We start from the raw sequence: 25428 nt of genomic DNA on the forward strand, positions 1-25428 counted from the left end.
TCCTGGTGGTGTGACCATCGACAAGGACACTGGTGAGATCACGGTTACCATCCCTGGGGATGCGAAGCCGGGTGACAAGATCACCGTTCCGGTTGTGGTGACTTACCCGGATGGTTCGAAGGACACCGTTGACGTCACCGTCACGGTTGAAGAACCTGAGGCTCCTGCTGAGAAGCCGGACTGGAATGACGACAAGGGTCAGCCTGGCGACAAGGTCGAGATTCCGAACACCGGTGGCCCCGTTGAAGACGGCACCACCGTTGAGACGGAAGGCCCCGGCAAGGCTGAGATCGATGAGGACGGCAAGATCACTGTCGACATCGATAAGGATGCCAAGCCCGGTGACAAGGTTGTTGTCATTGTCAAGGACAAGGACGGCAACGAGATCGACCGTGTGGTCGTCGAGGTTGAGAAGCCTGCAGACAAGCCGGCCGAAAAGCCGGACTGGAAGGACAACAGCGGTAAGCCTGGCGAGAACGTTGTGATCCCGAACGAGGGTGGCAAGGTTCCGGAGGGCTCGACCGTTGAGACCGAAGGCCCCGGTAAGGCTGAGATCGATGAGGACGGCAACCTGGTTGTCGACATCAACGATGACGCTAAGCCCGGTGACAAGGTCACTGTTGTCGTCAAGGACAAGGACGGCAAGGTAATCGATACGGTCACGGTGACTGTTGAGAAGCCTGAGGCTCCTGCGGAACAGCCCGCGCCCGGAGGCAACGACAACGGCACTGCTCAGCCGAAGCCTGGCACTTCGAACGGCAACGGCCCTGTGAAGAGGGTGCCGCTGCCCAGGACCGGTGCTGAGGTTGCAGGTGTGGCTGGTGCTGCGGCTGCTCTCATCGCAGCAGGCCTGGGCCTCGTGTTCTCGCGCCGCCGCCGCGAAGGCGAAGAGAACTGATCGCCTAACCGGTAATAGACCGGCATAACTAGTGAGGGTGAGATCGCATCGCGATCTCACCCTCACTAATCATTAACACGAAGAAAACCGACCACCCATAGCCACCACCGAAACGCGCGGGTACTCCGGAGAGCGCAGCCCAGTCAGGTGCTGAAGCTGCGGACAGCGACCAGAAGCATTCCCTGGAAGGTCGCCATAATCGAGCCCATTGCCGGCACGAGGATTCACCCACGAACGCAGCTGAAGTGAAGAAAGCGTCGGAGCCTCGCAGGGTGGTGCGCCCCGACGCGCACCGGGCCGGCCGCTCGTCGAGACCGAACGACACCTCCTAGAATGATCGGAGCCCGGTCACTACTGCGAGGAGGGAAAGCATGAATGCACCAAGCGTGCTGTTCGTGTGCGTGAAAAACGGCGGCAAGAGCCAAATGGCAGCAGCACTCATGCGTCACCATGCACACGGTGCGATCGAGGTGCATTCAGCGGGTACGAAGCCGGGAACGGCGCTCAATGAAGCTTCTCGCGCAAGCGTGGCAACCGTCGGAGGAAATTTTGACGGGGAATTCCCGAAGCCGATCGACCCAAACATCCTGCGCACCGCAAACCGCACCATCATTGTGGGTGGAGACGCGCACGTCGAACCGATCGAAGGAATGCGCGGCACTATTGAAAAATGGGATATCGACGAACCATCCCTGCGCGGAGTCGAAGGGGAGGAGCGCATGGCTCTTATCCGCGACGATATTGACCGACGCGTGCAGGCCCTGCTTGCAGAGCTGACCGCAAGCGCCGAGTAAGCGAAAGGACAATTGTGCAGGATACTGCCGCACCTCGGCTGTCCATTCTTGACCGCCTTTTGCCGCTTTTCATCCTTGTGGCGATGGGCGTGGGAATTGCGCTGAGCGTATGGGTTCCGCAAACCGCGGAAGTGCTCAACCACGTAAAAATTAGCGACATTTCGCTGCCGATCGCTCTCGGCCTCCTCGTCATGATGTACCCGCCTTTGGCGAAGGTGCGGTTTGAAAAAGCGAGGGAAATCGTGCGCGACAGGCGGCTCATGATCCTCTCGCTGCTTCTCAACTGGATCCTGGGTCCACTCCTGATGTTCACCCTCGCGTGGGTGTTTCTGCCGAATGAGCCAGAGCTAAGAACCGGTCTTGTGATCGTGGGTCTCGCGCGCTGTATCGCCATGGTGCTTGTGTGGAGCGATCTTTCGTGCGCGGACCGTGAAGCAACGGCCGTTCTCGTGGCGATCAATTCCGTGTTCCAGCTCCTCATGTTCTCGGTGCTCGGCTGGTTTTACCTGCAGGTCCTCCCGGGATGGCTGGGGCTTGATACCACCAGTGTGCACTTCTCCTTCGCGGCGATCGCGAAAAGCGTGCTCATTTTCCTCGGCATCCCGCTCGCCCTCGGCGTGCTTTCACGCATCCTCGGTGAGCGATACAAAGGCCGGGAATGGTTCGAGAATTCCTTTCTCCCAAAGGTCTCGCCACTCGCAATGATCGGGTTGCTCTACACGATCGTGGTGCTGTTTTGCCTCCAGGGCCGGCAGATCCTGCAGCACCCCTGGAGCGTCGCAAGTGTTGCCTTGCCACTGCTCGCCTATTTCGTGCTCATGTTTGGAATCTCGCTTATCGTCGCCCGCGCTTCGGGAATGAACTATGCGCAGAGTGCCTCCACAGCTTTCACCGCTGCCGGAAACAATTTTGAGCTCGCGATCGCCGTGACAATCGGAACTTTCGGGGCGGCATCGTCCGAGGCTCTCGCGGGCACGATCGGGCCGATGGTGGAGATTCCCGTGCTGGTTGCGCTCGTGTACGTGATGCGCGCCGTGGGGCCCCGCCTCTTCCCGGGGGATCCGACGCTACCGCGCGTCACGCACGGCGCCTGATCTGCGAGCCATGAGCGGTGGCGCGAGCCGGGTAGGGCTTCGACCGGCTACTCAAGGTGTTGCGCAGTCGATGTCGTGGACCTGACGGCCGAAGGGCCTCACCTCAAGACTGAGGCAAGACCCTTCGAGAAATTAGCGCCGCTAGCGTCTAAGCGGGGGCTGGTGCTGACGTATCGGTGTCGAGAGCCTTCTCCGCCTCTTCCTCACGCGCATAACGTTTACGGTGACTGAGCCAGGTGCTGAAGCCGAGAACAGCAATCAGAAGTACGCCCCATACGAAGTTGGAGGCGAAGGCTGAACCTGACCAGGAGCCAAGGACCATGTTGATACCGGTTTGGAGTTCTTGCATGGCGATCGCTCCGATGGCGATCATCCACAGACGGCCGGCGCCGCCGTAGGGGTCCATACCGGCGATCACGGCAATCAAGATGGCTTGCATGAGGTAGGAGCTGGCGAACGACACGTTCGCTGCGTTGGTTGACGCGAACATGAGAAGTCCCGCGATCGAAGCAAGCACCCCTGAGGAGGCATAGACCACGAGGATCGTGCGGTCCACGGGGATGCGGGCGAAGCGTGCCACCTTGTTTGATTCACCGATCGTGTACATGTGGAAACCGAAGCGGGTTTTCAACGTCACGAGGGTGAAACCGGCAAGCAGCAGCAGGAAGATCACGAATGACATGGGCATGAGCGCCACTGTTGTTGTTGCGATAATCCCCGCGTTCCCGCTTCCGTACACGGTCGCGCCTTTCGTGAGACCCGTGCTGATGCCGAGGTACACGCTCATGGTGCCGAGCGTGATAGGGATCGGGTGCACGCGCAGCGTGGCGATAAGGAACCCGTTGATCGCACCTGCAGCGGCTCCGACGACGAGGGCGGCGATACTGGCGAGGACAGTCGCCAGCGTCGAGCCCATTGACGGCAGGAGGGCCTCGCCTACGAGCGCGGCAGTGATCGCAGCCGTATTTGCTACTGCCACAACTGACAGGTCAATGCCGCCAATAAGGAAGGTGATCCCGATGCAGATCGCGAGCATCCCCAGCGGCGCGATCTGTCCCATCATGCTCTGCATGTTGAGAATCGTCGGGAAGGTGTGTGGCGCCATGATGCTGAGCGACACTGCGAGTACAACGACGAGTGCGATGAGAGTCCACACTTGGGCGCGAGGCCCGAGACGAGCGTCGTTCATTCTGTCACCACCATTCCTCGCCGGCGTTCAACACGGCGGTCGCGAATTGCCGGCACGCACACTCCGAAGAGCAAGAACGCACCGATGAAAAGGTCTTGCCACGCCGCGGGAATTCCAACGAGCACGAGGCTCGAGCCTACGACGGTGATGAGGAGGACGCCGAGCATCGTGCCGAGAACGCTGCCGCGACCTCCCGTGACTGCGGCACCACCGAGAACCACGGCGGCAAGTACCGTCATCTCCAGCCCCGTGAATGTCGAAGGGTCCGCGGCGCGGTTCATGGCGGCATAGAACAGGCCTGCCAATCCCGCGGTGGCACCCGACACGATGAACGCGGAGGTGCGAATGAGGTTGACCTTAACCCCCATGCGCTTTGCCGCCTCTTCATCGTCACCGATCGCGTAGATATAGCGGCCCCACCACAGACGGTGCAGCAAGAACGCAAGCACGACCGCGAGCACGATGAGAATGAGGACACTCGCGTGGAGCGAAACCGTGCGCCCAGCACTTTGCGTGGTGAAGAGCTGGGCGCGCGCGAAATCAGACATTTGCGCGGGCAGGCTGCGGATTCGTTCGGTTCCGACGAACGCCAAAAGCCCGCCTCGGTACAGGGTGAGCGTGCCGATCGTGACGATCATCGAGGGGAGCTTGAGCCACGCGACAAGGACGCCGTTGATGAGACCGAGGATGGCCCCGATGAGAACGGCGAGGGCGATTGCCACGAGGAATGTGCCCTGAAAGTCGATGGCTTGAAGTGTCACCGTCGTCAGGTACATGGATGACACAGCGATCGCTGAGACCGACACGTCGATGCCGCCGGTGAGCAGCACCAGAAGAACCCCAAGCGCCATGATTCCAACGACAACTGCGGATCGGCCGATGCCGAAAAGATGCGCGGCAGAGAGGAACGTGGGGTTTCCGAGAGCAAACACGATGCATGTCACCACGATGACGATGCCGAGGAGCAGTTCACGCTTAGCGAGCAGGGTTGCGAGCCACGACCTGTCTGGTGACTGCGTTGCCTGAGTTTCAGCCACAGAACTCATACCTGACTCCTTTGACCATTGATATCGATGATGTTTTCCTCGGTGAGCTCGGTAGCCTCCGCTTGTTTCACGATCTTGCCCTGCACCACGAAGGCGATTTCGTCGCACAGGCTCATGAGCTCCGCAGGTTCATCGGATACGAGAAGAACGGCGGTTCCCTCATCAGCAACCGACCGGATGAGATCGTGAATGTCGGCGCGAGAACCCACATCGACACCTACGGTCGGATTATTGATGATGACGACTTTGGGCCGTGGCGCGAGAGTGCGGGCAAGCAGCACTCGCTGTTGGTTACCACCGGAGAGCGACGAGGCTGGTGCGCTCACGCTCGGGGCTTTGATGCGCAATCGCGAACGCCACTCTTTCGCACTCGCCATGATTGAGCGCGCAGAGATGAGACCGCTTTTTCCACGCACGTTGTGCAGGTTGTTGACAGTCATGTTGTCGGCGATCGACCAGTCGAGGAAGAGCCCTTCAGTGAGCCTGTCGTCGGGCACGTATTGGATCTCCTTCTTTGAGCGAAGATCCTTCGTTGGCTTGCCGTTGAGCTCAATAGTGCCTTTATCGCAGCTGATGAGACCGGCGAGGGCGAGGCCAATCTCGATCTTTCCGCAGCCGACGAGTCCTGAAAGCCCGAGGATCCTGCCGGGGTGAAGCTCGAGATTAATATCGTGGAACTCGTGGCCAAGGCTTATCCCTCGAGCTGCCACAATCGGTTGTTCGGCGCGCTCCCATGCGCTCTCGCGGCGCTCATTGAGAACGTCGGTTCCCGTCATGAGTTTCGAAATACGTTCCAGATCGTAATCAGCCGCGGGGCCTGTTGCGATGAGGTTGCCGTCGCGGATTACCGTAACGTCATCAGCAATCTCGACTACCTCGCGCAGCTTGTGCGAAATGAAGATGAAGCTCATGCCTTGCGTCGCGAGGTGACGCACAGTTTCGAGGAAGGAGTCGATCTCATCTTGGGTCAGAGCCGCAGTGGGCTCGTCCATGAGGATGATGCGGCCGTCCGCAGAAACGGCGCGGGCAATTGCAACGAGCTGACGTTCAGCCGTCGAAAGGTCGCCGAGACGCGTGTTCGGCGAAATGGTCATCCCGAGCGTGGCCAGTGCTTTTTTCGCGCGTGCGCGGGCTTCGCGAGAGGGAACAATTCCGACGGGGGCTTTCGATCCGTCGAAACTGATGTTCTCAGCGACGGTCATGTTCGGGAAAAGGGCGAAATCCTGGTAGATCACGCGAACGCCGTGAGCCAAAGCATCGCGCGGGGTGACGGACTCGATGACGTTGCCTTCGAGTTCGATCGTTCCTGAATCCGGGGAGTAGGCCCCCGCAATAATTTTGGTCAGGGTGGACTTTCCGGATCCGTTTTCACCGACGAGCGCGTGCACGGTTCCCTGGCGCAGGGTGAGTGAAACGTCGTTGAGGGCCTTGACGGTTCCGAACGTTTTTGAGATGCCGCTGACGCGAACGGCAGCCTCACCGTTCGCGTCAGTAGCGTGTACGGGTTTAGTAGTCATAGTCGCCGGCGTTGTCCTTGGTCACGTTGATCCAGGCATTGTCGCCGTACACGACCTTGTCTTCGATGGTGATCTTGCCGTAACCGTCGATGCCGAGGTCAGTGCCTTCTTCAACTTTCTTGTCGTCGAGGAGAAGCTTGGCGATGGCGTTTTGAGCCCACGCAGCGTGGCCCGGATCCCAGAACTGGATCACGTCGATCGCGCCACTTTCAAGAAGGTCTTTGGTGTCCTTCGGGGTGGATGTACCAACCACGGCGATTTTGTCCTGAAGTCCTGCCTCATCTACTGCCTGGCCCACGCCAACGACGTCAGTCGAGGCGGAACCCTGCACACCTGCGAGGTTCGGGTGAGCCGAAAGGAGCTCTTGCATGGCCTCGTAGGCCTTTTGGGAATCGTCGCTTGTTTCGACGAAATCGCCAACCTGCTTCATCTCCGGGAAGTTCTTCTCCTGGTACTCCTTGGCGGCGTTGACCCACTCCATGTGCGTGGTGGAGGAGAGCGAGCCCACCATGATCGCGTATTCGCCCTTGTTGCCCATCTTTTCCGCGAGGAGCTTCATGAGGTTGATGCCGTAATCAGCGTTCTTGAACGCTTCAACGTCATAGTCAGCGTTTTTGATGGACGGAGCTTCGTGGGTCACGACCTTAATGCCAGCGTCCATTGCCTTCTTGAGCGTTTGCTCGACAGCATCGGGCTGGAAAGGCGTCACGCAAATCGCAGCGACCTTCGAGGCGATGAGGTCTTCAAGAACCTTAACCTGTGCCGCGGCATCGGCTTCGGATGAACCCTGGTAGTAGGCGTTTTCGCTCGTTTTCTTGGCGTATTCCTTGACGCCTTCTTCCATGCGGTTGAACCACGCGATACCGGTGAGTTTGGGAACGGTGACCATGGCGCCGGCGGCATTGCCACCGCCCTCACCGCCGCTCGTTCCGCCCTGGGTGGTTCCACACGCGGCGAGGGAGGGGATTGCGAGGATACCGAGCGATGCGAAAAGCATGGCGCGGCGACTTGGGGCGAATTCAGCGTTCATTGTTTTCTCCTTTGAAAATGGTGGGGATCAGGAAAGGGGGTTAGTTGTCGTGGACTGTTGCGGCAAGGGCTTCGAGGAAACGCAATGCCGCAACCTGGCCTGGATCTTTATGGCCGATGGAGCGCTCGCCTACCCAGGCGGCACGGCCGCGTCGCGAGGGTAGGGAGGCAGACTTTTCAACGACATCACGCGCGAGGCTAACGGCCTGGTCAACGCGCTCCTGGAGCGTCTGGCCCGCGGAGTCTTCGAAACTGTGCAGCACTGCATCGAGAACGTCGAGGACTGTCTTGTCACCGATGTCGGCACCGCCGCGCTCTGCGATGCGCGAGATAAGGGCCGAGAGGGCAACAACGGGTGTATCGCCCTCTTCATCATCTTTGGCGACTGCCGTGGCAGCAGCGAGTGTTCCTCCGCCGAGAAGCGCCGCAAAGGTCGAGGGGTTCGCGGAGGCGAAGGCCGTTCCTGCGGTGCGGAGGACTTCGTGTACTGCCGCATTTTCGGGAAGCGCGGTCAGAGCTTCGTGAACGGCGCGTGCGCCGGAGGATACGGTGATACCAAGGTCACCGTCGCCGAGTGCGGCATCGAGTTCGCGAAGCTCCTCCGCATGGGAAGGCAGCGTCGCTGTGACGCCGAGAAGGAGCTCTCGTGCGGGACCGGGATTATCGACCGTCGTGATGTCGCGTGCAGTGGTCGCGCGCGCGACGGGCACATCCTTTGCTTGTGCTTCCGTAGGCTCCGCGTGAGCACCGTGGGCCGAGCCGGCGGCTTGCTCGAAGAAGGGAGAATCGGCGGGAGCCGAGAGAAGTTCGGATAGCTCATCGTCGAGGTGGCACAGTGAAACGGAGGCGCCCGCCATTTCGAGGCTTGTGGCGTACTCGCCGATGTAGACGTGGGTGAGGCGTGCGCCGCGCTCGGTGATGGTCGCGTGGAGACGGCGATAAATCACGTAGAGCTCTTCGAGCGGAGTTGCGCCGAGTCCGTTGACCAGCACGGCAAGTTCGTCCCCTTCGCCCACGGGAAGCTCGCGAAGCAGCTCCGTGGTGAAGCGGTCGGTAATTTCGTCGGCGGTTTCGAGGGGACCGCGGTGCTGGCCAGGTTCACCGTGGATGCCGATTCCAATTTCCATTTCGCCTTCGTCGAGGGTGAAGGTGGGTTCACCGGCGGCCGGCAAGATTGTGGGGGAGAGGCCGACGCCCATTGTGCGTGTACGGTCGCATGTGCGTTGGGCGATCTCGGCAACCTGGTCGAGATTGTCGCCGCGTTCGGCAGCGGCACCCGCGGTTTTGTAGGCGAAGAAGAGACCCGCGACGCCGCGGCGGGTTTCGGCGCGCTCGGGCGGCGCGGAGAGGAGATCGTCGGTCCCGAGTACGGTGCGCGTGCGAATCCCGTCGCCTTCACACATGTCGGCCGCGAGGTCGAACGTGTATACGTCGCCGCCGTAGTTGCCGTAGAGGTAGAGCACGCCGGCGCCGTCGTCACTTGCCACGGTTGCGGCATGGATCTGCTCTGGCGAGGGCGAGGAAAAGACATTGCCGACGGCAACGCCCGAGGCGAGGCCCTGCCCGACGTAGCCGAGGAAGAGGGGGAGGTGGCCGGAGCCGCCGCCCGTGACGATGCCGACCTTGCCGCCCGTGCCCGCATCTGTGCGAACGATCGCACGGCGGTTGGGGTCGGCTGCCCGGAGCTTGTCGCCGTGGGCGAGCAGGATGCCGTCGATGACCTCATCGACGAAGTTCTCGGGTGAGTTGATGATCTTTCGCATGTCGGCTCCTTTGCCTTGTGGTGTGGGCGCGGTTAGTGGGTGGAGTTGGCCTGGATTTCTCGCAAGCTGTGCATGAGGGAGCGTTGGTCAATCCCGAAGGTGTCGTGAATTGCACGGTAGTGGGTGTAGATCTCGTTGTAGGCCTCGTGGGCGGTGGGGTTGGGTCGGTAAACGGTCGCGATCGCTGACTCGGCTTTGCCGGCGCTCTCCCAGGTCAGTTCACCTGCGGCGATGGCACCGTGGAGGGCCGCACCCAGGGCGGAGGTGTTCGCGGAGGACGACACCTCGACCGGCATTCCGATGACGTCGGCCAGGATCTGCATGAGCAGGGGGCTCTTGGCGGGGATTCCGCCGCACACGATGAAGCGGTCGATCGGAACCTCGGCCTCTTCGAATGCTTCGAGGATGATCCGCTGCCCGAAGGCCGCACCTTCGAGGAGCGCGCGGTAAATGTGGTAGTCGCGCGTGTCGAGGGTGAGTCCGACGATAGCCCCGGAGAGGTTCGAGTCAATGAGCGTGGAGCGGTTGCCGTTCATCCAATCCAGGACGATGAGGCCAGAGCCGCCGGGTTGAAGCGCCTTGGCTTTCGACTCAAGGACTTCGAAGGTGGAGGTCGCTGAAATGGAGGCGAGGTCGGCGATGTCGGCCGAGGTCATGTTGCGGGCGAACCACCCGAAGGTGTCCCCGAAGCCCGCTTGGCCCGCTTCGTAAGCCCAGTGGTTGGGCAGGATGCCGTTCTTGACGACTCCCTGGATTCCCCGCGGGGTGCGGTGCTCTTTGGAAACGACGAGGTTGCACACGCTCGTGCCCATGACGGCGACCATGGTTCCGGGCTGGGCGGCGCCAGCACCGAGGAAGGCGGCATGCGCATCGATGTTGCCGGCGGCAACGGTGACGTGAGTGTCGAGCCCGAGCCGCGTGGCCCACTCAGAGGTGAGCGTCCCAGCGCTTTCGCCCGGGGTGAGGAATTCGTGCCCCAGTTTGTCGAGAACGCCCGCGAAGCCGGGTTCGAGCGAATTGAGGAACTCGGGGGAGGGGTAACCCCCCGCTTCTTCGCGGTAGTTGCCTTTGAAGCCTGCGACGGACGCTCCGCGCACCTCCGTGCCCACGAGCGTCGAGACGATCCAATCCTCTTGCTCGATGATGCGCGAGGTAGCGTCGTACACCTCTCGATCGTCGCGGAGGGTTTGCAGGGCTTTCGGGAGCACCCATTCGGATGAAAGGCGCCCTCCGTATTGCGGCAGGAAGAGGCCGCCTTCGGCTTCGGCGGCACGGTTGATTTCTTCGGCGTGGCTTTGCGCGGCGTGATGCTTCCATAGCCGCGCGTAGGCCAGTGGGTGTTTCTTCCAGCGCGGGGAGCGCGGGAGCGGAACGAGATCGTCGTCTGTCAGCACGATCGTGCAGGCGGTGGTGTCAACACCGAGGCCAACGATCTGCTCAGGATCCACGCCGCTTCGGTCGACAACGGCGCGCACGACCTTTTCGAGGGCGACGAGGTAATCGTCGGGATCCTGCAGTGCGGTGTTGGGGGCGAGCTTTTCCCCCGAGGCGGCGAGCGTTTCGGTCATCACGCCGTGTTCGTAGAGGTGGGTCGCGGTTTCGATTTCCGCGCGATCGGCAAGCCGCACCAAGACTGAACGTGCGGATTCGGTTCCGAAGTCGACGCCAATCGCGTATGTGCTGCTTTCTGCCATGTCACTCCTCTTCGAGTGGGTGTGTGCGAGGGCCTCGGGCGGGTGGCCCGCTGCCCCAGCGTGACGTATGCTCAAATGAGCGCTCTAGGCCGCTCACATGAGCACACTAGCCCTTAGTGTGACCCATGTCAATCACGGTAAAGTGCGTGGAGCAGGCCAGGCGCCTGACCAGACCAGGACGTTTGAGGAGAGAGGCACCGATGGATGCCGAGTTGCCCGAGCCGCAATTGATTGCGTCTCTCGCGCGCCGCCACTACCTCGAAGACGTCTCCAAGGTGCAGCTCGCCAAAGAGTTCGGCATCTCGCGGTTTCGCATCGCACGGCTCCTCGCCAAGGGCCGCGAAGAAGGCATCATTCGCCTTGAGATCATCGATCCGTCCACTGATCTGCCCATGCTCTCCGAGCCCCTCGCGAGCCACCTCGGCCTCCGCTACGTGCGGGTAATCGGCTCCAACGGCACAGACACCGACGTGCGCACGCAGCTCGGATCAATGGGAGCGCAACTGCTCGGCGAACTCGTGAAACCCGGGGATAACCTGGGCCTCGGGTGGGGGCGGACGGTGGCCGAGGTCGCGAAGAACCTCCGACACCTTCCTCCCATCACCGTCATCCAGATTTCTGGCGCCCTAGCGGCCGCACATGCGTCGTCGCCAATCGACAACATCCGCGAGGCTGTTCTCAGCGCCAACGGCTACATCCACGACCTCCCGGTTCCCTTCTACGTGCGTTCGCCCGAAATGCGCCGCCAGCTCTTCGAAACCCACTCCTATGTGCGCGGGCAATTCGAACACCTTGACACGGCCCTCGTGTCGATCGGCTCATGGGAACACAAAGAAACGCAGCTCTATCGCGAATTCCCGCCCTCGGTGAGGGCACGGCTCGATCAGGTCAAGCCCGCCGGCGAACTCGCAGGCATCTGGTTTGACGAGACCGGCAGGGTCCTCGCTCCCGAAGTCACCAGAATGTGCATGACTCTCGAAACTCACCACTTGAGCCAAACCCCCCGCGTCATTGCGGTCGCCGCGGGGGCAAAGAAAGTGTCGGCCATTCTCGGTGCGGCTCGCACCGGCCTCATCACGGGCCTTGTGACCGACCGCGACACGGCCGAGGCTCTTCTCGACGCGCATTAGGGCGAGCGAGGCTGCCCGGTAACGTAGATGCAGACAGTATCGTTACCGCGCCCTGGAGCTGCCATGCCGAAGCCTCTCGTTCTTTCCGATATCCGCAATCGCGCGGGCGCGTTTGTGTCGGATTGGCGTGATGCGGAGGGTTATGAGAAGGGCGAGGCTCAGGAGTTTGTGCGCGGACTTCTTCGATGCTTCGGTATTAGTGGCCGTACGGCCGCCGTATACGAGAAGCGCGGTGGACCTGCCCTGAAGGGCATTCGTTCAAGGCTCGCATCCTAGATGTCACGAATGACTATTTCTCCTGTCCTGAGTGTCAGGAGATCCGGCGGGTCGCCTGGGAAGAGAAAAGAGCTTCTTTTGCAGGTAAGACTATCGCTGATGTACCCGAGCTGTTGGCCGCTTGGGACGACGACCTCCCTCCTGAGGGTGTTCGAGTCGACGAGAACCACTGGGGTTCGGGTTATAGATTCCGGTGTCCTGCTGGTCACCGAAACACGCGTCAACCTCTCAGCTATCTGTTTGGGGGCTGTTCTGCTTGCAAGGCAATTAAGACCAGGAAAGCAAATGCGGATGCTGCGGCAGCCGATCCCTCCGCGAGTAGGTTGACACCAGAGATCAGCAGCCAGTGGCACCCCACCAAGAATGGCAATTTGCGCCTTGCGGACGTCTCTCCCGAGTCCCGTCGCATGGTCTGGTGGCGTGACCCCGTCTGCGGACATGAGTTCCAAGCCACTCCCCGAGAACGCGATAAATATGAGCGGTGGCGCTGCCCGGTGTGCCATACAATCCTTGATTCGCTGGCATACCACTATCCAGAGGTTGCCGAGGAATGGTCGCCAGACAATCCGCTCTCGCCGTGGGAGATCCGTCCGAACACCTCGCAACTGGCTGAGCCACCCCTTTGGGTATGCAAAAACGATCCGGCTCATGTGTGGCGAGCCATGCCCGCAGCGCGAGTCAATGGGTCGCAATGCCCGGAGTGCATCGAAACAGGAAAATCACGGATCGAGACCGAGTACTATTCAGCAGCTCTTGCGCACTGTGGAAATGCGAAATCTGGTTCCCGCATTCATTCCGCAAAGTTCCAGACTCACTCCTCCTGGACTGTTGATATTTGCGTGGATCTTCCATCCGGGAAACGATTCGCCATCGAATATGGCGGCTCGTACTGGCATCGCAACAAAGCGGACGTTGATCGCGTCAAGACCGTAGATCTCCTAGCAGATGGGTTCCTTGTTGTTCGACTCCGTGAAGCCCCACTCCCTTCGCTGAACATCGCACACCCGAACTACCGTGAAATCACCGTGTACTCCGGCGCCCAAAACCCTGTACACAATGTCGCAGTTATTGCTGAGACGATCAGTTCTTGAGTGTGATCGCCTGCGACCTTGCGTCCCTGAATGTGGAGGTAATGGTGGAGTCGACGCTGATTTTGGCGTGGTCGACGAGGGTGTGCCATAGGTATGGGGTGAACTCGATGTGGTCGATGTCGAGTTTGTCGAGTTCTTCCTGGTAGTGGCAGTAGGCGGCTTGCTGGTTGTCGAGGTCGCTGATCTGGTCGAGGAGCCGGTGGTACTCCTCTAGGAGGGTGGCGTGTTTGCTGGTGAGTTTGTCGAAGCGGCTCTGGTATTCGGCCTGGTCTTGGGCGATGCGGGCGTTGCGGGCTATCAGCGCGTCGATCGTCTCGGCGGTCGCACCGACGCGCGCGAAGAGTTGGTCGGTTTCGATATGAAGGTCGGTGGAGTCCAGTTCGGCTCGTACGGCCTTGTCGACCAGCTCGTCGACCTGGTCCCGGCTGGCGAGGAAGTGGTGGACGGCGTCGAGGAACGCGGTGGTGATTTGTTCGTCGCTGACGTGAGGGGGTCGCACACGGGGTTCCACCTGCGTATTTGTGGTTGCACTGCCAGATGCGTTTTTCGTATTTGGTGCCGGCATGCCAGGTTTTCGACCCGTACCAGACCCCGCACTAGGCGCACCTGATTTTGCCGGAGAACGTGGGGTCTGCTGAGGGGTTGGTTGACTCCTGTCCATTCGTGCATGCGGGTGGGGTGAAGGAGAATGATTAGTGATGAAGTACGCAGAAGAGTTCAAGTAAGATGTCGTCGCGTTGGTGCGGGCAAGTGCCACGCAACGCGAGGTGTGTCGCGATCTTGGTATCTCGAGATCAGCAATGTCGAAATGGGTCGCTGATGCTGACAGACGTGACGCTGGCCTGCCGGTAGCAAAAGACGTGACCCCGGGGCGAGGATGCGCAGATTCGTGAATTGATGCGTCGGAACCGGCTCCTCGAGCAGGAGAACGAGGTACTCAGGCGTGCGGCGGCGTATTTGTCGCAGATTCATATCACGCCCCCAAAATAGTGTTCCCACTCGTCCAAGAGATGGCCGCGCCCGGTGCCCGCATTCGAGTGCCGGTGGCGGTGGCGTGCCGGGTGCTGGGGTTTACGAAGCAGGCGCATTACCAATGGCTGAAACAGCCGTTGTCTGCCCGAAAGATTGCTGACGCGCAGATCATTCAAGTATTGGGTGAACTCCACGAGGACGACCCCGAGGGCGGGTGCCGGGTGCGCGATCGATTCCCGCATGAAAGCGTCGCTCGCGGTTCGAGCGTTGGAGAACGCGCTCATGCAGCGTGGCTGGGTAGAAGGCGTGGTGGCGCGTAGCGATAGGGAAAGCCAATTTCGGAGTCGGAAGTTCCAGAAGGCGCTTAAGAAGCACAAGTTGAAAGGTTCGATGGAGCGTGTGGGGATAACGCAGCCATGGAGTTATTTTTCAGTTTGTTGCAGAAGAACGTGCTTGATCGGCAGCCGTGGCGTACCCGGCAAGAGCTCAGGCTCGCCATCGTGCACTGGGTTGAAGCGAAGTCTCACCGTAAACGCAAACCACGGGGCCTGGGAAAGTTGACACCGGTCGAGTGTGAGGGTATAAAGAGAGATGTAGTCGGTTTGGCTGCCTAATAGTGGAAACCCGAGTCAACCAAACCTTCAGCAGACCCTAGTTAGTTTTTTTTGCAGTACCCCTTGTTGGGTGACTATCATTTGTTATGCGTTGATGGGGTTGCGTTGCCGAACCTTTTTGGCGGTCCTCTCCAGTACGCTTCTTGACGGTTGACGGACAACTGAAAGGGGGGGATGCTGAGTGGTACGGTCAATCTCGACAAAACTTCAGCAGTCTCCAACGCGTAGAATCGCGCTCACGGTTCTTGCCGCGTTCATCGCGGTCATCATGGTTTTCTGTTCGCAAGTGGTATACGCCTTAGGTAGTGGCGATACAAACGGCGACACCAAGGCTTATGAGCTAGAAGGTGTATGGAAGAACCAGCCAGAGGTTGTTACCTCGGGTCTCGATGTTCTTTCGATGGTGTGGCACCTGGACATCAACGATTCGGCGCCAGCGCCAGGCAACAAGCCCACTGCTGACAACCTCCTGTCTGTCACGGTGAAGAATGCGCACTTTGGCGAGATCCCCGCTGAATGTCTCAGTGGAGATAAGGGTGCTTCAAAGATTTCAGAAGATAAGCGCACTCTGACTTGTGACATCGGTGAGCGCGATGAGGGTACAGCTCAGATGGTGCTATCGGGTGTCAAGGTTGATGGCCCGGCTGAGTCGAAGGTCTCTGCGAAGGCAACCTTCCGGGGTCTTGAAGCTGAGCTGCCAGAGATCCCGATCGTCGCGCCGTTCATCATGGACGCTAAGTTTGATGCTGGCGCACCGAGCTCATTGACTGGTCAGCCAGACACGTACCAGGTCATGTCTTTCCCGTTTTCGTTGGCGCATTCAACGGGATCCGCGGCGGGCCCGGAAAGCGTGAGTTATGACATCACGATCAATGGTGTCCGCGGTGAAAGAATCACTACGCAGGATGTAGCGTGTGCGCCTATCGATCGTGTGCATTCCGGCTACCCGTACTCCGCTCCCGGTAAGCCGCAGGAACAGACCGCGAAGTTCCCTACGTGTGAGTTCACTCTGGTTGATCCTGAGACGAACACTTTCCGACTGACGTTGTCTGATCTGGATTATGTTTCGAAACGTCCTGAGCTTGACTCGAATGGTGTCCGTTTGCCGCAGGTTCAGCCGAAGCATCCGCGCGAAGTTATCGCCGCTGGAGAGCTGCGCATCAAGGTTCCGTATAAGGCCTCCGGATCTGATTCGAACCGAAACACCAACGTGACGCTGAAGGCATCGACGCCGACGTACACCGCCGTCGACGGTTCAACGAGTGAGGACGACCCGTCGAACAACCAGAACCGCGCCCCGATGATCCGCGGCAACTGGACCGGTGCGTGGGTTGTTGGGTCACAGTACCCGAAGGCATACCCAGGTATCGGATGGTCTGATACGTCTCGCGCACCCGTGGGTGCCACTGTGATGTCGGTGTCCGGAATCGCCCCTCCGCGCGTTGAGGGCTTTTCTGACAACTGGATTTGTAACACCCTGGATACCGAGCGCGTCGATTTCGTCAACGCCCGTGTTGTTGCTGACCCCTACGCGAAGCCGAACGTCTACTATGGCGAAAACGTGGACGGCCTTAAGATCCTCTACTACACGGGTGAGGTTGAGGACCCTAACCTTTTCAAATGCGGAACCGAAGAAACCCCGTTTGATGAAGGGAAAGATGAAAAAGACGGCTGGAGCTACACCAAGCCTGCAGATCTTTCCACGGTGAAGGCTGTCAAGTTGCGTGTGCCTCGCGATAAGGGCCACTTGTCGAAGCTCCCGCAGTCGTACTTCTACCTGGTTATCGAACAGAAGATTCACGATGACGTAGAGATTGGCGCAGACGTGTGGGCGTGGACTTCTGTTCTCGACGAGACACGAACCGACTGGACGATGGGTCTTGACGCGAAGATTGCTTATGACCGCGTCACTAACGAACGGGAGATCACTCCTGGGTTCGCATCCCCTGGCGTTATCACCGACGGGGTCCGCTATCCATATGCAGGCCCGGGGCGTGACCTTCTACGCGTGGTTCCCTCGCTGCCTGTTGTAGTCAAGGACGTCGCCCAGCCGGAGTATGGTCCGGGTGAGGAAGCTGACTATACGATTCGTTATGGCCTCGAATCCGAGGTTGCGAACATGCCTAAGGATCAGGTGGTTATTGAAGACACCCTGCCGGCGGGCATGGAGTATGTTCCGGGTAGCGCTGACGCTGAGCCTGACGTGAAGACCAACGCTAACGGCCAGCAGGTTTTGACGTGGACGAAGGATGGCGTTGAGCCTAATATCCGCGTCTTTGAGGACGGCAACGCTTACGTCATTAACTACAAGGCGAAGTTGCCTAAGGACGCAAAGCCTGGAGCGGTTTACACCAACGAGGTCGCGGCATCGAGCCAGGGCCAGACCCGCAAGGCGACAGCTAAGGTGACGGTGCCGCGGGCCGGCTACACGTCGCTGAAGAAAAACGTTGAAACGCCTGTTGTTGAGACGACTCGGAACGGTGTTGCGGCTAACGAGTGGACGCTTAGCCTGACGTCGAATGACCCGACACGTTCGAACCTCACTGACGTGATCGATGTGCTTCCGTCAAACGATGATTCCCAGGGTTCGAAGTTTGATGGCACACTCAAGGTGACCGGAGTTGAAGGTGCTGAAGGCGCGAAGGTCTACAGCACCACTGTGGACCCAGCTGAGATTGATGAAGACCCGAATGCCAAGGTCAATGGTGGCACCGGAACGCCGTCTGACATCTGGGAAGAAGGCGTGAAGGAGGACGCAACCGCGCTCCGCGTTATCACCAAAGCCCCGCTGGCATTTGGGGATAGTCAAACGATTACTGTGAAGACTGAGCTGCATCAAGCCCAGCATGGCGATGTTGTTGTCAACAAGGCCGTGGGTCGTGCTGAGAACACGAAACTGCGGATGCGTACGTCTGCGCAGTTCACGGTGCGTACGCCTGTCGACGTCAGCGTTGAGAAGGTGTGGAAGGACGAGAACGGCGAAGCCCTTACGGAGACTCCGGACTCGGTGCAGGTGCAGTTGATGCGCCAGCAGGGAGATAAAAGCACCCCGGTGGGCGAGAAGGTTGTGCTTTCGGCCGCAAATGGTTGGAAGCACACGTTCGAATCGCTACCAGCCACGGTCGACGATGAGCCGGTCAGTTATACGGTGCAGGAAGACTCGGTTGAGGGCTACACCTCGCAGGTCAAGGTGGCGGACGCCGGTAGCGTCTTCGAGGTGACGGTCACGAATACACGTGAACCGGAGCCGACACCGGAGCCGACACCGGATCCGACTCCTGAGCCGACACCTGAGCCGACACCGGATCCGACTCCTGAGCCGACACCGGATCCGACTCCTGAGCCGACACCGGAGCCGACACCGGATCCGACTCCTGAGCCGACACCTGAGCCGACACCGGATCCGACTCCTGAGCCGACACCGGATCCGACTCCTGAGCCGGCGCCAGAACCAACCCCGGAGCCAACACCGGAACCAGGTGAGGAACCAACGCCGGAGCCGACGCCGGAGAAACCGAGGGTTCCTGAGAAGGGGCTGCCTCGAACTGGTGTGGAAGTTGCAGGCTTCCTCGCGATCGCGGCCACGTTGCTCGGTGTTGGATTGTTCCTCAGGAGGCGACCACGTAAGCAGTGAAACTGCTGTGGTGAGAACCTGGAGGGATAAAACGAACTGACGAGTATACCTCTGCAGGCTACAAAAGGGCTGGGCATGGACTTCAAAATCCATGCCCAGCCCATTTCGTTGTTAGCCGATTGGTTCTAGCATTGGTTTGATGGTGTAGGCGATCGCGATGGTGTCGTCGGTGTCTGGGTTGGTCATCGCCACGCGCCATGCGTTCGCGAACTGGTTGACCTCGCCATCTATAGGGATGGCGCCGGAGATCAAGATGGTGCCTTCTTCCGCGTCGCCGCGTTCGGTGACTTTCTCGATCCAATACTTTGGTGGCAGAAGCTCTGCGAGGGTTCCGTTCTGGATCTGTTTTCCGTTGCGGTCAGCAGCGGTGACGAACGCTTCAAGGCGGATCGCGTCGAGGTTTTCTTCAACGTCCTTCAGGCGCCATGCTTTCTTGCTCAGCACGTCTGGGGACGTTTTCTTGCTCCAGGCAACGCCGTTCTCTTCCAACGCGCGGTCGGTGAGACCGCAGGCCACGGTGGGCAAGACGTCGTTGGCGGTGAAGACTATGGCCCACTTGGCTTTGCCGGATGTCATGTTGTGCTGGAGGGACTGCTGAAGGTTTGGTTGACAGTTTTCCTTCTGTTTTTTAGGCCGCGAGTGGTGCGGCTGCTCCCGTGATGGTTCCGTATTCAATGCGTGTCAATTTACCGGGCGCGCGTTGGCGTCTCTTGCGGTGCTAGGTGCTTTCGATCCAGTGGCGATCGCTACGAAGAGCTCTTGGCGGTTGGCCCAGGATTGACGGTTAGGGACATTCTTTTGCACAAGGGCGCAGAATGACTCTATGGCCGCGTTATCCCCATAGGCTCCGGCCCTGCCCATGGGGCCCTTGGCATGGTAGGTCTTCAATGCGGCACGAAAACTCCTAGAGCAAGGTTGTGAGCCTCGATCGAAGTGGACGATCACGCCACGGGGATGTCCTCGTTTCCTCCTTGCGTCATCTAACGCGGCCACAGCCAAACCTGATTTTATCCGCGCACTAGTGGCGTAGCCCACGATTTTACGCGAGTGCAGGTCTTTGATCGCACACCGAGACAGTTTTCCTTCGCCTGTCCAATGCTCAGTAATGTCGGTCACCCACGCAGTATTTGGGGTATCGGCATGGAAGTGCCTGGCAGGCAGATCATCGTGGACCGGCCCACCGGCTTCTTCCTGCGTGGTTTGCGCCTGGAGATCACCGAAGAAGATCTCAGCACTCGAGTACAATCGCCACACTCGTCGCTCAGAAATCTTTACCCCTTGAGCATGGAGTTCATCAGCGATCAACCGGTAACCGAACTCAGGATCATTGTGGTGGATCAGACGAATCTTAGCTATAAGCTCCTCGTCCCCTCCATCGTCTGTCCGAGAGCGGCTTAGCCAGCCACTTGTAGAATGCCTGGCGAGAAAACTTTAACACCCGAGTCGCGATCGTCAAGGTTGTCTTACCCTTTGCGACCTGTGCTTCCATGGTCGGGAAGATCCTTTTGGTTGGATTGTTTCCTGGCTCAAATAAGCTGCTGCAGCCCTAAGAACCTCGTTTTCCATTTCTAGTTCACGGATCCGTTTCAGGACAGCACTCATCTCTTTGGCCACCACGGGATCATTTGACGGGCTCATCCCATGAGCCTGCAGACGCGCGTCCGTCACCGCATCAGCTTTGAACTGCTCACTATAGACCTTCGGCATGATCAACATCCTTCCCGCCCCGCAACCGCGAAGCAACCCAAACGTCAACCAAACCCTCAGCAGTCCCGAGCATTTTCGAAGAATGTATCGGATGCAGTAAAGAGCTCTGGGAGATGTGAAGTATGCGGCGTTGCTGGTGGAGTGTTACAAGTTGATCATCGCATCCCTTTTGAGATTGACGGGTAAACATACCCCATGTTCTTGCTGAGTTAATGTCGCTGTGCCCTTTGTGTAATCGAGCCAAATCATGGCAATGTGAAAATTGTCCAACCTGGGCAGCTAAGAATCCAAAACCTGCGGTAAATGTATGTAGGCATCGCCATAAAATTACTTGAAAGGTGCCACCAAAGAGATTCGAGAAATTCGCCCTGTATTACAAGGTGTGGAATCTGTGAAAGCGTTTGATGCCCTGCGGCCATCTGTGTCTGCTCTACTTGTGCAATGGCTATTAGGGCTGCCCTCAAGCAATGGATCGAAAGTTGATAATTCCAGCGATTAGAATCGAACTCAGCGAAGTTTTTCAACTTGACACTTTGAACGTTAGCGGATCCCTCGACGCTCCTGCCGAGTGTGCTCCTGTATCCAGTGGCGGCTGGAGGTTGTGTCCGTAAGTAGTGATGTAGGTAGCTGTCGTCTCACCATCGATGCGCGGAAATTTTGACTGGTTCACTTCGACACGGAGGCAAACTCGGACTTTGCAGGGGCGTTTCCCCAGCTTGATAACCCAGCTCTAAATCCGTTTATCGAGTGCAAAATCGGTAGTCATCACGGCTGTCGGCGCCTGATTGTGGTGGTTCTTCGAACCGGGTTCTTGTATCCAACGTGAGTGCTTGTGCGAAACTTTCATGGCACGACGGGTACAAACAAGCGGGAACTACGATTCAGTCGCTTGATTGGTTCACTTCCAGCGGGTGAAGATCACTTGCCAATCTTCTGGGAAACGAAGAGCTTGCGGTAGTGGGGATCCCCGTCTTTACGCGGGTAATAGTGCCAGCCGATTCCTGACCAAAATTCGTCATCGCCTTCGGAGAAAGCGATCAAGGGAAAGCCTGAGTAGTGGCTGATCAGATGCCTTGCAAACGCAGCCCCATAGTGATGTCGGCGAAGATCACGGCGGATTTCAAAGAACCAGATTTCTTTGGTCAGCACTTCCGAGTCGATCCCGATGTAGCTATCGGAGAGTGGCCAATCTGTCACCTCAGCGCGCCCGACTTCCACACCATCGGCAAGAAACTGGATGTACTCCTTGCCCTCCGGGGAGTCTTCGCCGACTCTTCCAGCCCTGTCGTGCCACCAGCAGTCATCGAATCCCTCGACCACCTGGAACGGCGTCACGTAGTCCTCAACTTGCTGAAGAACCCTCAGTTGTAAGCGATCCACCATTCCGAGAATACGCAAGCGCCCACCAAGTAGAGGCGGGCGCTTAGACATAGATACTGGGTTACTGTTTGATGGCTACTACTTGGGTGCTGCCGTCGCGGAATTGAAAGGTGACCCTGCCGTCGACATCGACGGTGCCTTTGTCGAGCAAAGCTACGCAGAGGTATGGGCTGAAGACCAATTGTTCAAGTTCAAGGTTGGCGGTCTCTTGCCTGTAGTAGTGGTAGGTGGCCAGCCGGTTGTGCTTGTTGTGGATTTCGTCGACCACGGCAGCGTGCTCAGCTAACAGCGCCTGGTGCTGTTCTTGGCTAGCGTTGAACGCCTTCTCGTAAACCTGTTGGTCTTGCGCGACGCGTGCGTTGTGGGCGATTAGTGATTCGAGCTTTTTCGCTACCTGGTCGATCTGGGCGATCAGTCCGGCTGCTTCGACTTCGAGGTCGCTGGTGTCGAGCGCGTCGAGTACGGCGTGGTTGACGGTGTCATCGGCAGGTGAGCCGAAGCGGAGGCGGATAGCCTCGAGGAACATGTACTTGAGTCGTTCATCGTTGATGTGCCCAGTAGTGCACATGGTGTCGCCTTTGTATTTGTGGCCGCAGCGCCAGATGACCTTTTCGTATTTGCTGCCTGCGTGCCAGGTTTTCGAGCCGAAGAAGTGCCCGCACTGGCCGCAGACAAGGGTGGATGAGAAAGGTCGGGTGCGGTGTTGGGCTCGCTGATTCGCGGTGCCTTTGGCGAGTTCTGCTTGGACGAAGTCCCACACTGCGGGGCTGATGATGGCCTCGTGGTTTCCGGTGACGTAGTACTGGGGTACTTCGCCCTCGTTGATGACTTGCTTCTTAGTGAGGACGTCTGCGGTGTAGCTCTTTTGCAGGAGTGCGTGTCCTTTGTATTTCTCGTTGGTGAGAATGGAGCGCACGGACTGGTAATGCCAGGTTTTATTCCCTGCTGCCGTGTAGGTTGCTGGCTCGTCTGTCAGGGTGTGCGCGATATGCCTGATGGAGTGGCCTTCCAGGTACATGCCGTAGATCCGGCGCACAGTTTTGGCTTGCTCGGGGTTGATGACGAGGCTGCCGTCTTCACCTTTGTCGTATCCGAGGAACCGAGAGTATGGGACGGTGACCTTGCCGTCGGCGAAGCGTTTGCGGTGCCCCCAGGTGACGTTTTCGGAGATGGAGCGGGCTTCTTCTTGCGCCAGCGAGCTCATGATGGTGATGAGGAGCTCGCCCTTTGCGTCGAAGGTCCAGATGCCTTCTTTTTCGAAGAAGACCTCCACGCCTTTGTCTTTGAGCGCTCGAACGGTGGTGAGCGAGTCGACGGTGTTGCGGGCGAAACGGGACACGCTCTTGGTGATGATCAGGTCGATCTTGCCGTCGAGCGCGTCGGTCACCATCTGCTGGAACCCAGCGCGGTGTTTGGTTGAGGTGCCGGTGATGCCTTCATCGGTATAGACCTTGACGAACTGCCAGCCTGCGTGGTCGCTGATGTAGCGGGTGTAGTAGTCGACTTGGGCTTCGTAGGACGTGACCTGATCGTCGTGGTCGGTGGACACGCGGGCATACCCGGCGACCCTGCGCAGGGTTGTCTGTCCAAGTGGAGCACCCGTGTGGAGAGCTCGGGTGGCGGGGATTGCTGTGACGGTGCGGGCCATTTAGCGTTCGCCTCGCTCGGCGCGCAGGCGCTCAGCCTCTGCCTTGGCCACGGCCCGGTACTTCGCCAATGCTTCTGGCGGTGTTGGTGCTTGCCGTGGGTTGTCCAACCCGAGCCTTTTGGCTTCGGCCCAGCGGGCACGCACGAGATCACCCCAGGCGGCTTTTCTTGCTGGGGTCCACGAGCTCTTCTTCAGGTTTGGTCGCCACGTGTGCGAGCTGCTGGTGCCATCGGTGTACTGAAACGTGTATTGGTCTTTTCCCTGCACATCGATGTGGTCGATACGCTCGTTGAACACATCCTCGTCGAAGGCATCGATACCCAGGACTTGAGCGATGAAGCCTTTGAGTGCCGTGTCAGAGATCTCGCAGGTGCCGCATCCGGTTTTCCGGCCTTTCTTCCGTTCGGTGCAGATCCAGTGCTCGGTGGAGATCGAGTTTTGGGTTTTCGGATTGCGTACGTTGCGCACGAACGAGCAGTTGCAGGACACGCATTTGATCTTCGACGTCAACGCCACAGTTTCTATGGACCAGTTCGCCCGGGCCCCGAGTTCGCGTCGGCGTGCAATCTCGGTTTGAACCGCGACGAAGGTGTCGCGGTCGATGATGGCGGGGATCGCGTTTTCCACCAGGTATTGCGGCAACTGGCCGGTGTTGCGCACTGCTCGTCCAGGCTTACCCTCCGGAGTGGACCATCGCCCTAACAGGAGGTCGCCGGTGTAGTGCGGGTTCTTCAGGATGTGACGGACCCATTCGCCGGGCAACTTGTTGTCAGCCAGGTGTGGAACCCTGCCGTCGGCGATGAGCTGCGCGGCCATCTTTTCGCACGAGATCTTCTTCATGTACTGGTCGAATATCCAGCACACCACGGCTGCTTCTTCTTCGATGATCTGGACGTCGGTGCCGTCAGCGGAGTCGGTGTAACCGTACAGGTGGAAGCCGTTCGCTTTTCCTTCTTCGAAGCCTTTCCAAATGCGCCACTTCACGTTTTGGCTGATTTGCTCTGATTCTGCCTGCGCGAAAGAGGCCAGCAGGGTGAGCATGAGTTCTCCGTCAGCGCTGGTTGAGGAGATGTTCTCTTTATCGAATCGCACCTCCACCTCGAGGTCTTTGAGCTCGCGAACGGTTTCGAGCAGGTCGACGGTGTTGCGAGCGAAGCGCGAGATCGACTTGGTGAGAATCAGGTCGATCGCTCCTTTCCGGGCAAGGGCCAGCATTTCTTGGAACTGGGGTCGATGCGTGGGCTGCGTCTCTGCGTAGGCTCAACGTCTAGCTCAAGGGAATTGACCTCAGTCGGGAGTTAGGTTAGGCTAACCTAAGTGAAAGGAGGTTTGCTGTGACAGACCGATCCGGTACAGTTCGACGCTCAGCTCGCGGAGGATTAACCGACTCAATTCTAGGTACCCGAAATCTCATGATGGTGGCCTCCCTGTCGGTGGTCGGCCTCATCATCCTCATCCCACTGAGCTACATCGCGCCGGCGGGTGCGGCTTCGCAGAGCGCAGTCTGGCTCGGGGTGTCCCTTCTCGGACTTTGGGTCATTCCCTACCTCCTTCCTCTGGCCGTTGTGCGAAGGCCGGGCGCTTCGCTGCTGGCCGCGCTGATCATCGGAGTTGTGAGCGTATTTACTACTCCCACTGGGCCTGCCGCGATTGTCGGTAACGTCATTGGCGGGCTCCTGGTTGAGTTTCCCATGGCGTTGATGCTGTACCGGAAGTGGACGTGGTGGGCGTATCTGATCTCCGCCGCATTCTTCGGGGCATTTAACAGCCTGTTGTACCTCACGCTGCTCAAGCACGCGGTGGGAATCTCGGTATCGGGACTGATCGTGCTGGTGGGAGTCACGTCGTCCGTCATTGGCGGTTTGGCCGTCGTCGGACTAACCCGTTTGCTCAACAATGCAGGCGTAGGCGTAGACCATCGTGAGTGAAAGGCTGGCCTCCACTTTGAGCAG

19 protein-coding genes and 4 pseudogenes are annotated in these 25428 nt (G+C 59.0%); 10 read left to right on the forward strand and 13 right to left on the reverse strand.

The genetic code is table 11. The features are described from left to right. The 3 genes from FXY94_RS03025 to arsB all read left to right on the forward strand — a co-directional run. Positions 1-898: YPDG domain-containing protein (locus FXY94_RS03025; protein WP_016663548.1), on the forward strand; the 898-nt coding region annotated here is incomplete at its 5' end. A 371-nt stretch (positions 899-1269) separates the two neighbouring features. Continuing rightward, complete coding sequence (locus tag FXY94_RS03030; protein ID WP_016663549.1) at positions 1270-1692, forward strand: arsenate-mycothiol transferase ArsC; 423 nt, start codon at positions 1270-1272, stop codon at positions 1690-1692. Positions 1693-1706: 14 nt separating this feature from the next. After that, positions 1707-2786, forward strand: coding sequence for an ACR3 family arsenite efflux transporter (arsB, locus tag FXY94_RS03035; RefSeq protein WP_016663550.1), 1080 nt, complete (start codon positions 1707-1709; stop codon positions 2784-2786). Positions 2787-2934: 148 nt separating this feature from the next. Here arsB and FXY94_RS03040 read toward each other — a convergent pair whose 3' ends face one another. Genes FXY94_RS03040 through FXY94_RS03065 form a run of 6 tightly spaced genes read right to left on the reverse strand, consistent with a single transcriptional unit; the run spans position 2935 to position 11024 of the window. Beyond that, positions 2935-3975, reverse strand: a complete 1041-nt coding sequence (locus FXY94_RS03040) for an ABC transporter permease (protein ID WP_016663551.1) — start codon at positions 3973-3975, stop codon at positions 2935-2937. Continuing rightward, complete coding sequence (locus FXY94_RS03045; protein WP_016663552.1) at positions 3972-5021, reverse strand: ABC transporter permease; 1050 nt, start codon at positions 5019-5021, stop codon at positions 3972-3974. Before FXY94_RS03045 ends, FXY94_RS03040 begins: the two co-directional genes overlap by 4 nt. Continuing rightward, positions 5018-6538, reverse strand: a complete 1521-nt coding sequence (locus tag FXY94_RS03050) for a sugar ABC transporter ATP-binding protein (RefSeq protein ID WP_016663553.1) — start codon at positions 6536-6538, stop codon at positions 5018-5020. The genes FXY94_RS03045 and FXY94_RS03050 overlap by 4 nt, the downstream gene beginning before the upstream one ends. Continuing rightward, positions 6528-7568: an autoinducer 2 ABC transporter substrate-binding protein gene (locus FXY94_RS03055; protein ID WP_016663554.1), complete on the reverse strand. Its 1041-nt coding sequence runs from the start codon at positions 7566-7568 to the stop codon at positions 6528-6530. The genes FXY94_RS03050 and FXY94_RS03055 overlap by 11 nt, the downstream gene beginning before the upstream one ends. A gap of 40 nt (positions 7569-7608) precedes the next feature. Then, complete coding sequence (locus tag FXY94_RS03060; protein WP_016663555.1) at positions 7609-9330, reverse strand: dihydroxyacetone kinase family protein; 1722 nt, start codon at positions 9328-9330, stop codon at positions 7609-7611. Positions 9331-9362: 32 nt separating this feature from the next. Continuing rightward, positions 9363-11024, reverse strand: coding sequence for a ribulokinase (locus tag FXY94_RS03065; protein ID WP_016663556.1), 1662 nt, complete (start codon positions 11022-11024; stop codon positions 9363-9365). Between the two features lie 200 nt (positions 11025-11224). On the opposite strand from FXY94_RS03065, the gene FXY94_RS03070 reads away from it, so the two are divergent. The 4 genes and pseudogenes from FXY94_RS03070 (at position 11225) to FXY94_RS03080 (ending at position 13521) form a co-directional block, all read left to right on the forward strand. Beyond that, positions 11225-12154: a sugar-binding transcriptional regulator gene (locus FXY94_RS03070; protein ID WP_016663557.1), complete on the forward strand. Its 930-nt coding sequence runs from the start codon at positions 11225-11227 to the stop codon at positions 12152-12154. Between the two features lie 63 nt (positions 12155-12217). Next, positions 12218-12430 carry a hypothetical protein gene (locus tag FXY94_RS03075; protein WP_016663558.1) on the forward strand — a complete coding sequence of 71 codons (213 nt, stop codon included), beginning with the start codon at positions 12218-12220 and terminating at the stop codon, positions 12428-12430. Between the two features lie 323 nt (positions 12431-12753). Continuing rightward, a pseudogene (locus FXY94_RS11210) lies at positions 12754-12921 on the forward strand (zinc-ribbon domain-containing protein); the annotation flags it as partial. 3 nt (positions 12922-12924) lie between these two features. After that, the gene (locus tag FXY94_RS03080; RefSeq protein WP_232049684.1) at positions 12925-13521 is read left to right on the forward strand and encodes a zinc-ribbon domain-containing protein; all 597 of its coding nucleotides are present in this window, start codon (positions 12925-12927) and stop codon (positions 13519-13521) included. Here FXY94_RS03080 and FXY94_RS03085 read toward each other — a convergent pair. Continuing rightward, positions 13511-14086: a DUF3450 domain-containing protein gene (locus tag FXY94_RS03085; RefSeq protein ID WP_147594882.1), complete on the reverse strand. Its 576-nt coding sequence runs from the start codon at positions 14084-14086 to the stop codon at positions 13511-13513. The two genes, FXY94_RS03080 and FXY94_RS03085, sit on opposite strands and share 11 nt — an antisense overlap. 172 nt (positions 14087-14258) lie before the next feature. Between FXY94_RS03085 and FXY94_RS03090 the strand changes: the two are divergent. Further along, a pseudogene (locus FXY94_RS03090) lies at positions 14259-15107 on the forward strand (IS3-like element ISAar45 family transposase). Between the two features lie 181 nt (positions 15108-15288). Continuing rightward, entirely contained in the window at positions 15289-18741 is a 3453-nt protein-coding gene (locus tag FXY94_RS03095; RefSeq protein ID WP_016663562.1) for a Cna B-type domain-containing protein, read from the forward strand. Positions 18742-18852: 111 nt separating this feature from the next. Here FXY94_RS03095 and FXY94_RS03100 read toward each other — a convergent pair whose 3' ends face one another. The 6 genes and pseudogenes from FXY94_RS03100 to FXY94_RS11095 form a co-directional block, all read right to left on the reverse strand. Further along, positions 18853-19416: a DUF2848 family protein gene (locus FXY94_RS03100; RefSeq protein ID WP_141742330.1), complete on the reverse strand. Its 564-nt coding sequence runs from the start codon at positions 19414-19416 to the stop codon at positions 18853-18855. Then, a pseudogene (locus FXY94_RS03105) lies at positions 19370-20448 on the reverse strand (IS3 family transposase). The gene FXY94_RS03100 and the pseudogene FXY94_RS03105 overlap by 47 nt, the downstream one beginning before the upstream one ends. A gap of 918 nt (positions 20449-21366) precedes the next feature. Further along, positions 21367-21879 (reverse strand): hypothetical protein, encoded by a 513-nt coding sequence (locus tag FXY94_RS03115; RefSeq protein WP_016663566.1) that lies wholly within the window; start codon positions 21877-21879, stop codon positions 21367-21369. Between the two features lie 10 nt (positions 21880-21889). Further along, positions 21890-23476, reverse strand: coding sequence for a recombinase family protein (locus FXY94_RS03120; RefSeq protein WP_016663567.1), 1587 nt, complete (start codon positions 23474-23476; stop codon positions 21890-21892). Beyond that, a complete protein-coding gene (locus tag FXY94_RS03125; protein ID WP_255348416.1) occupies positions 23477-24460 on the reverse strand; it encodes a recombinase family protein in 984 nt (327 codons plus the stop codon). It lies immediately after the preceding gene. Continuing rightward, positions 24434-24703: pseudogene (locus FXY94_RS11095) on the reverse strand (recombinase family protein); the annotation flags it as partial. The gene FXY94_RS03125 and the pseudogene FXY94_RS11095, both read right to left, overlap by 27 nt. A 185-nt stretch (positions 24704-24888) precedes the next feature. Here FXY94_RS11095 and FXY94_RS03130 point away from each other — a divergent pair. Next, the gene (locus FXY94_RS03130; protein ID WP_223845782.1) at positions 24889-25404 is read left to right on the forward strand and encodes an ECF transporter S component; all 516 of its coding nucleotides are present in this window, start codon (positions 24889-24891) and stop codon (positions 25402-25404) included. The last annotated feature ends 24 nt before the right edge of the window (positions 25405-25428 follow it).

The organism is Dermabacter jinjuensis, assembly GCF_902381725.1.
Lineage (GTDB): Bacteria > Actinomycetota > Actinomycetes > Actinomycetales > Dermabacteraceae > Dermabacter > Dermabacter hominis.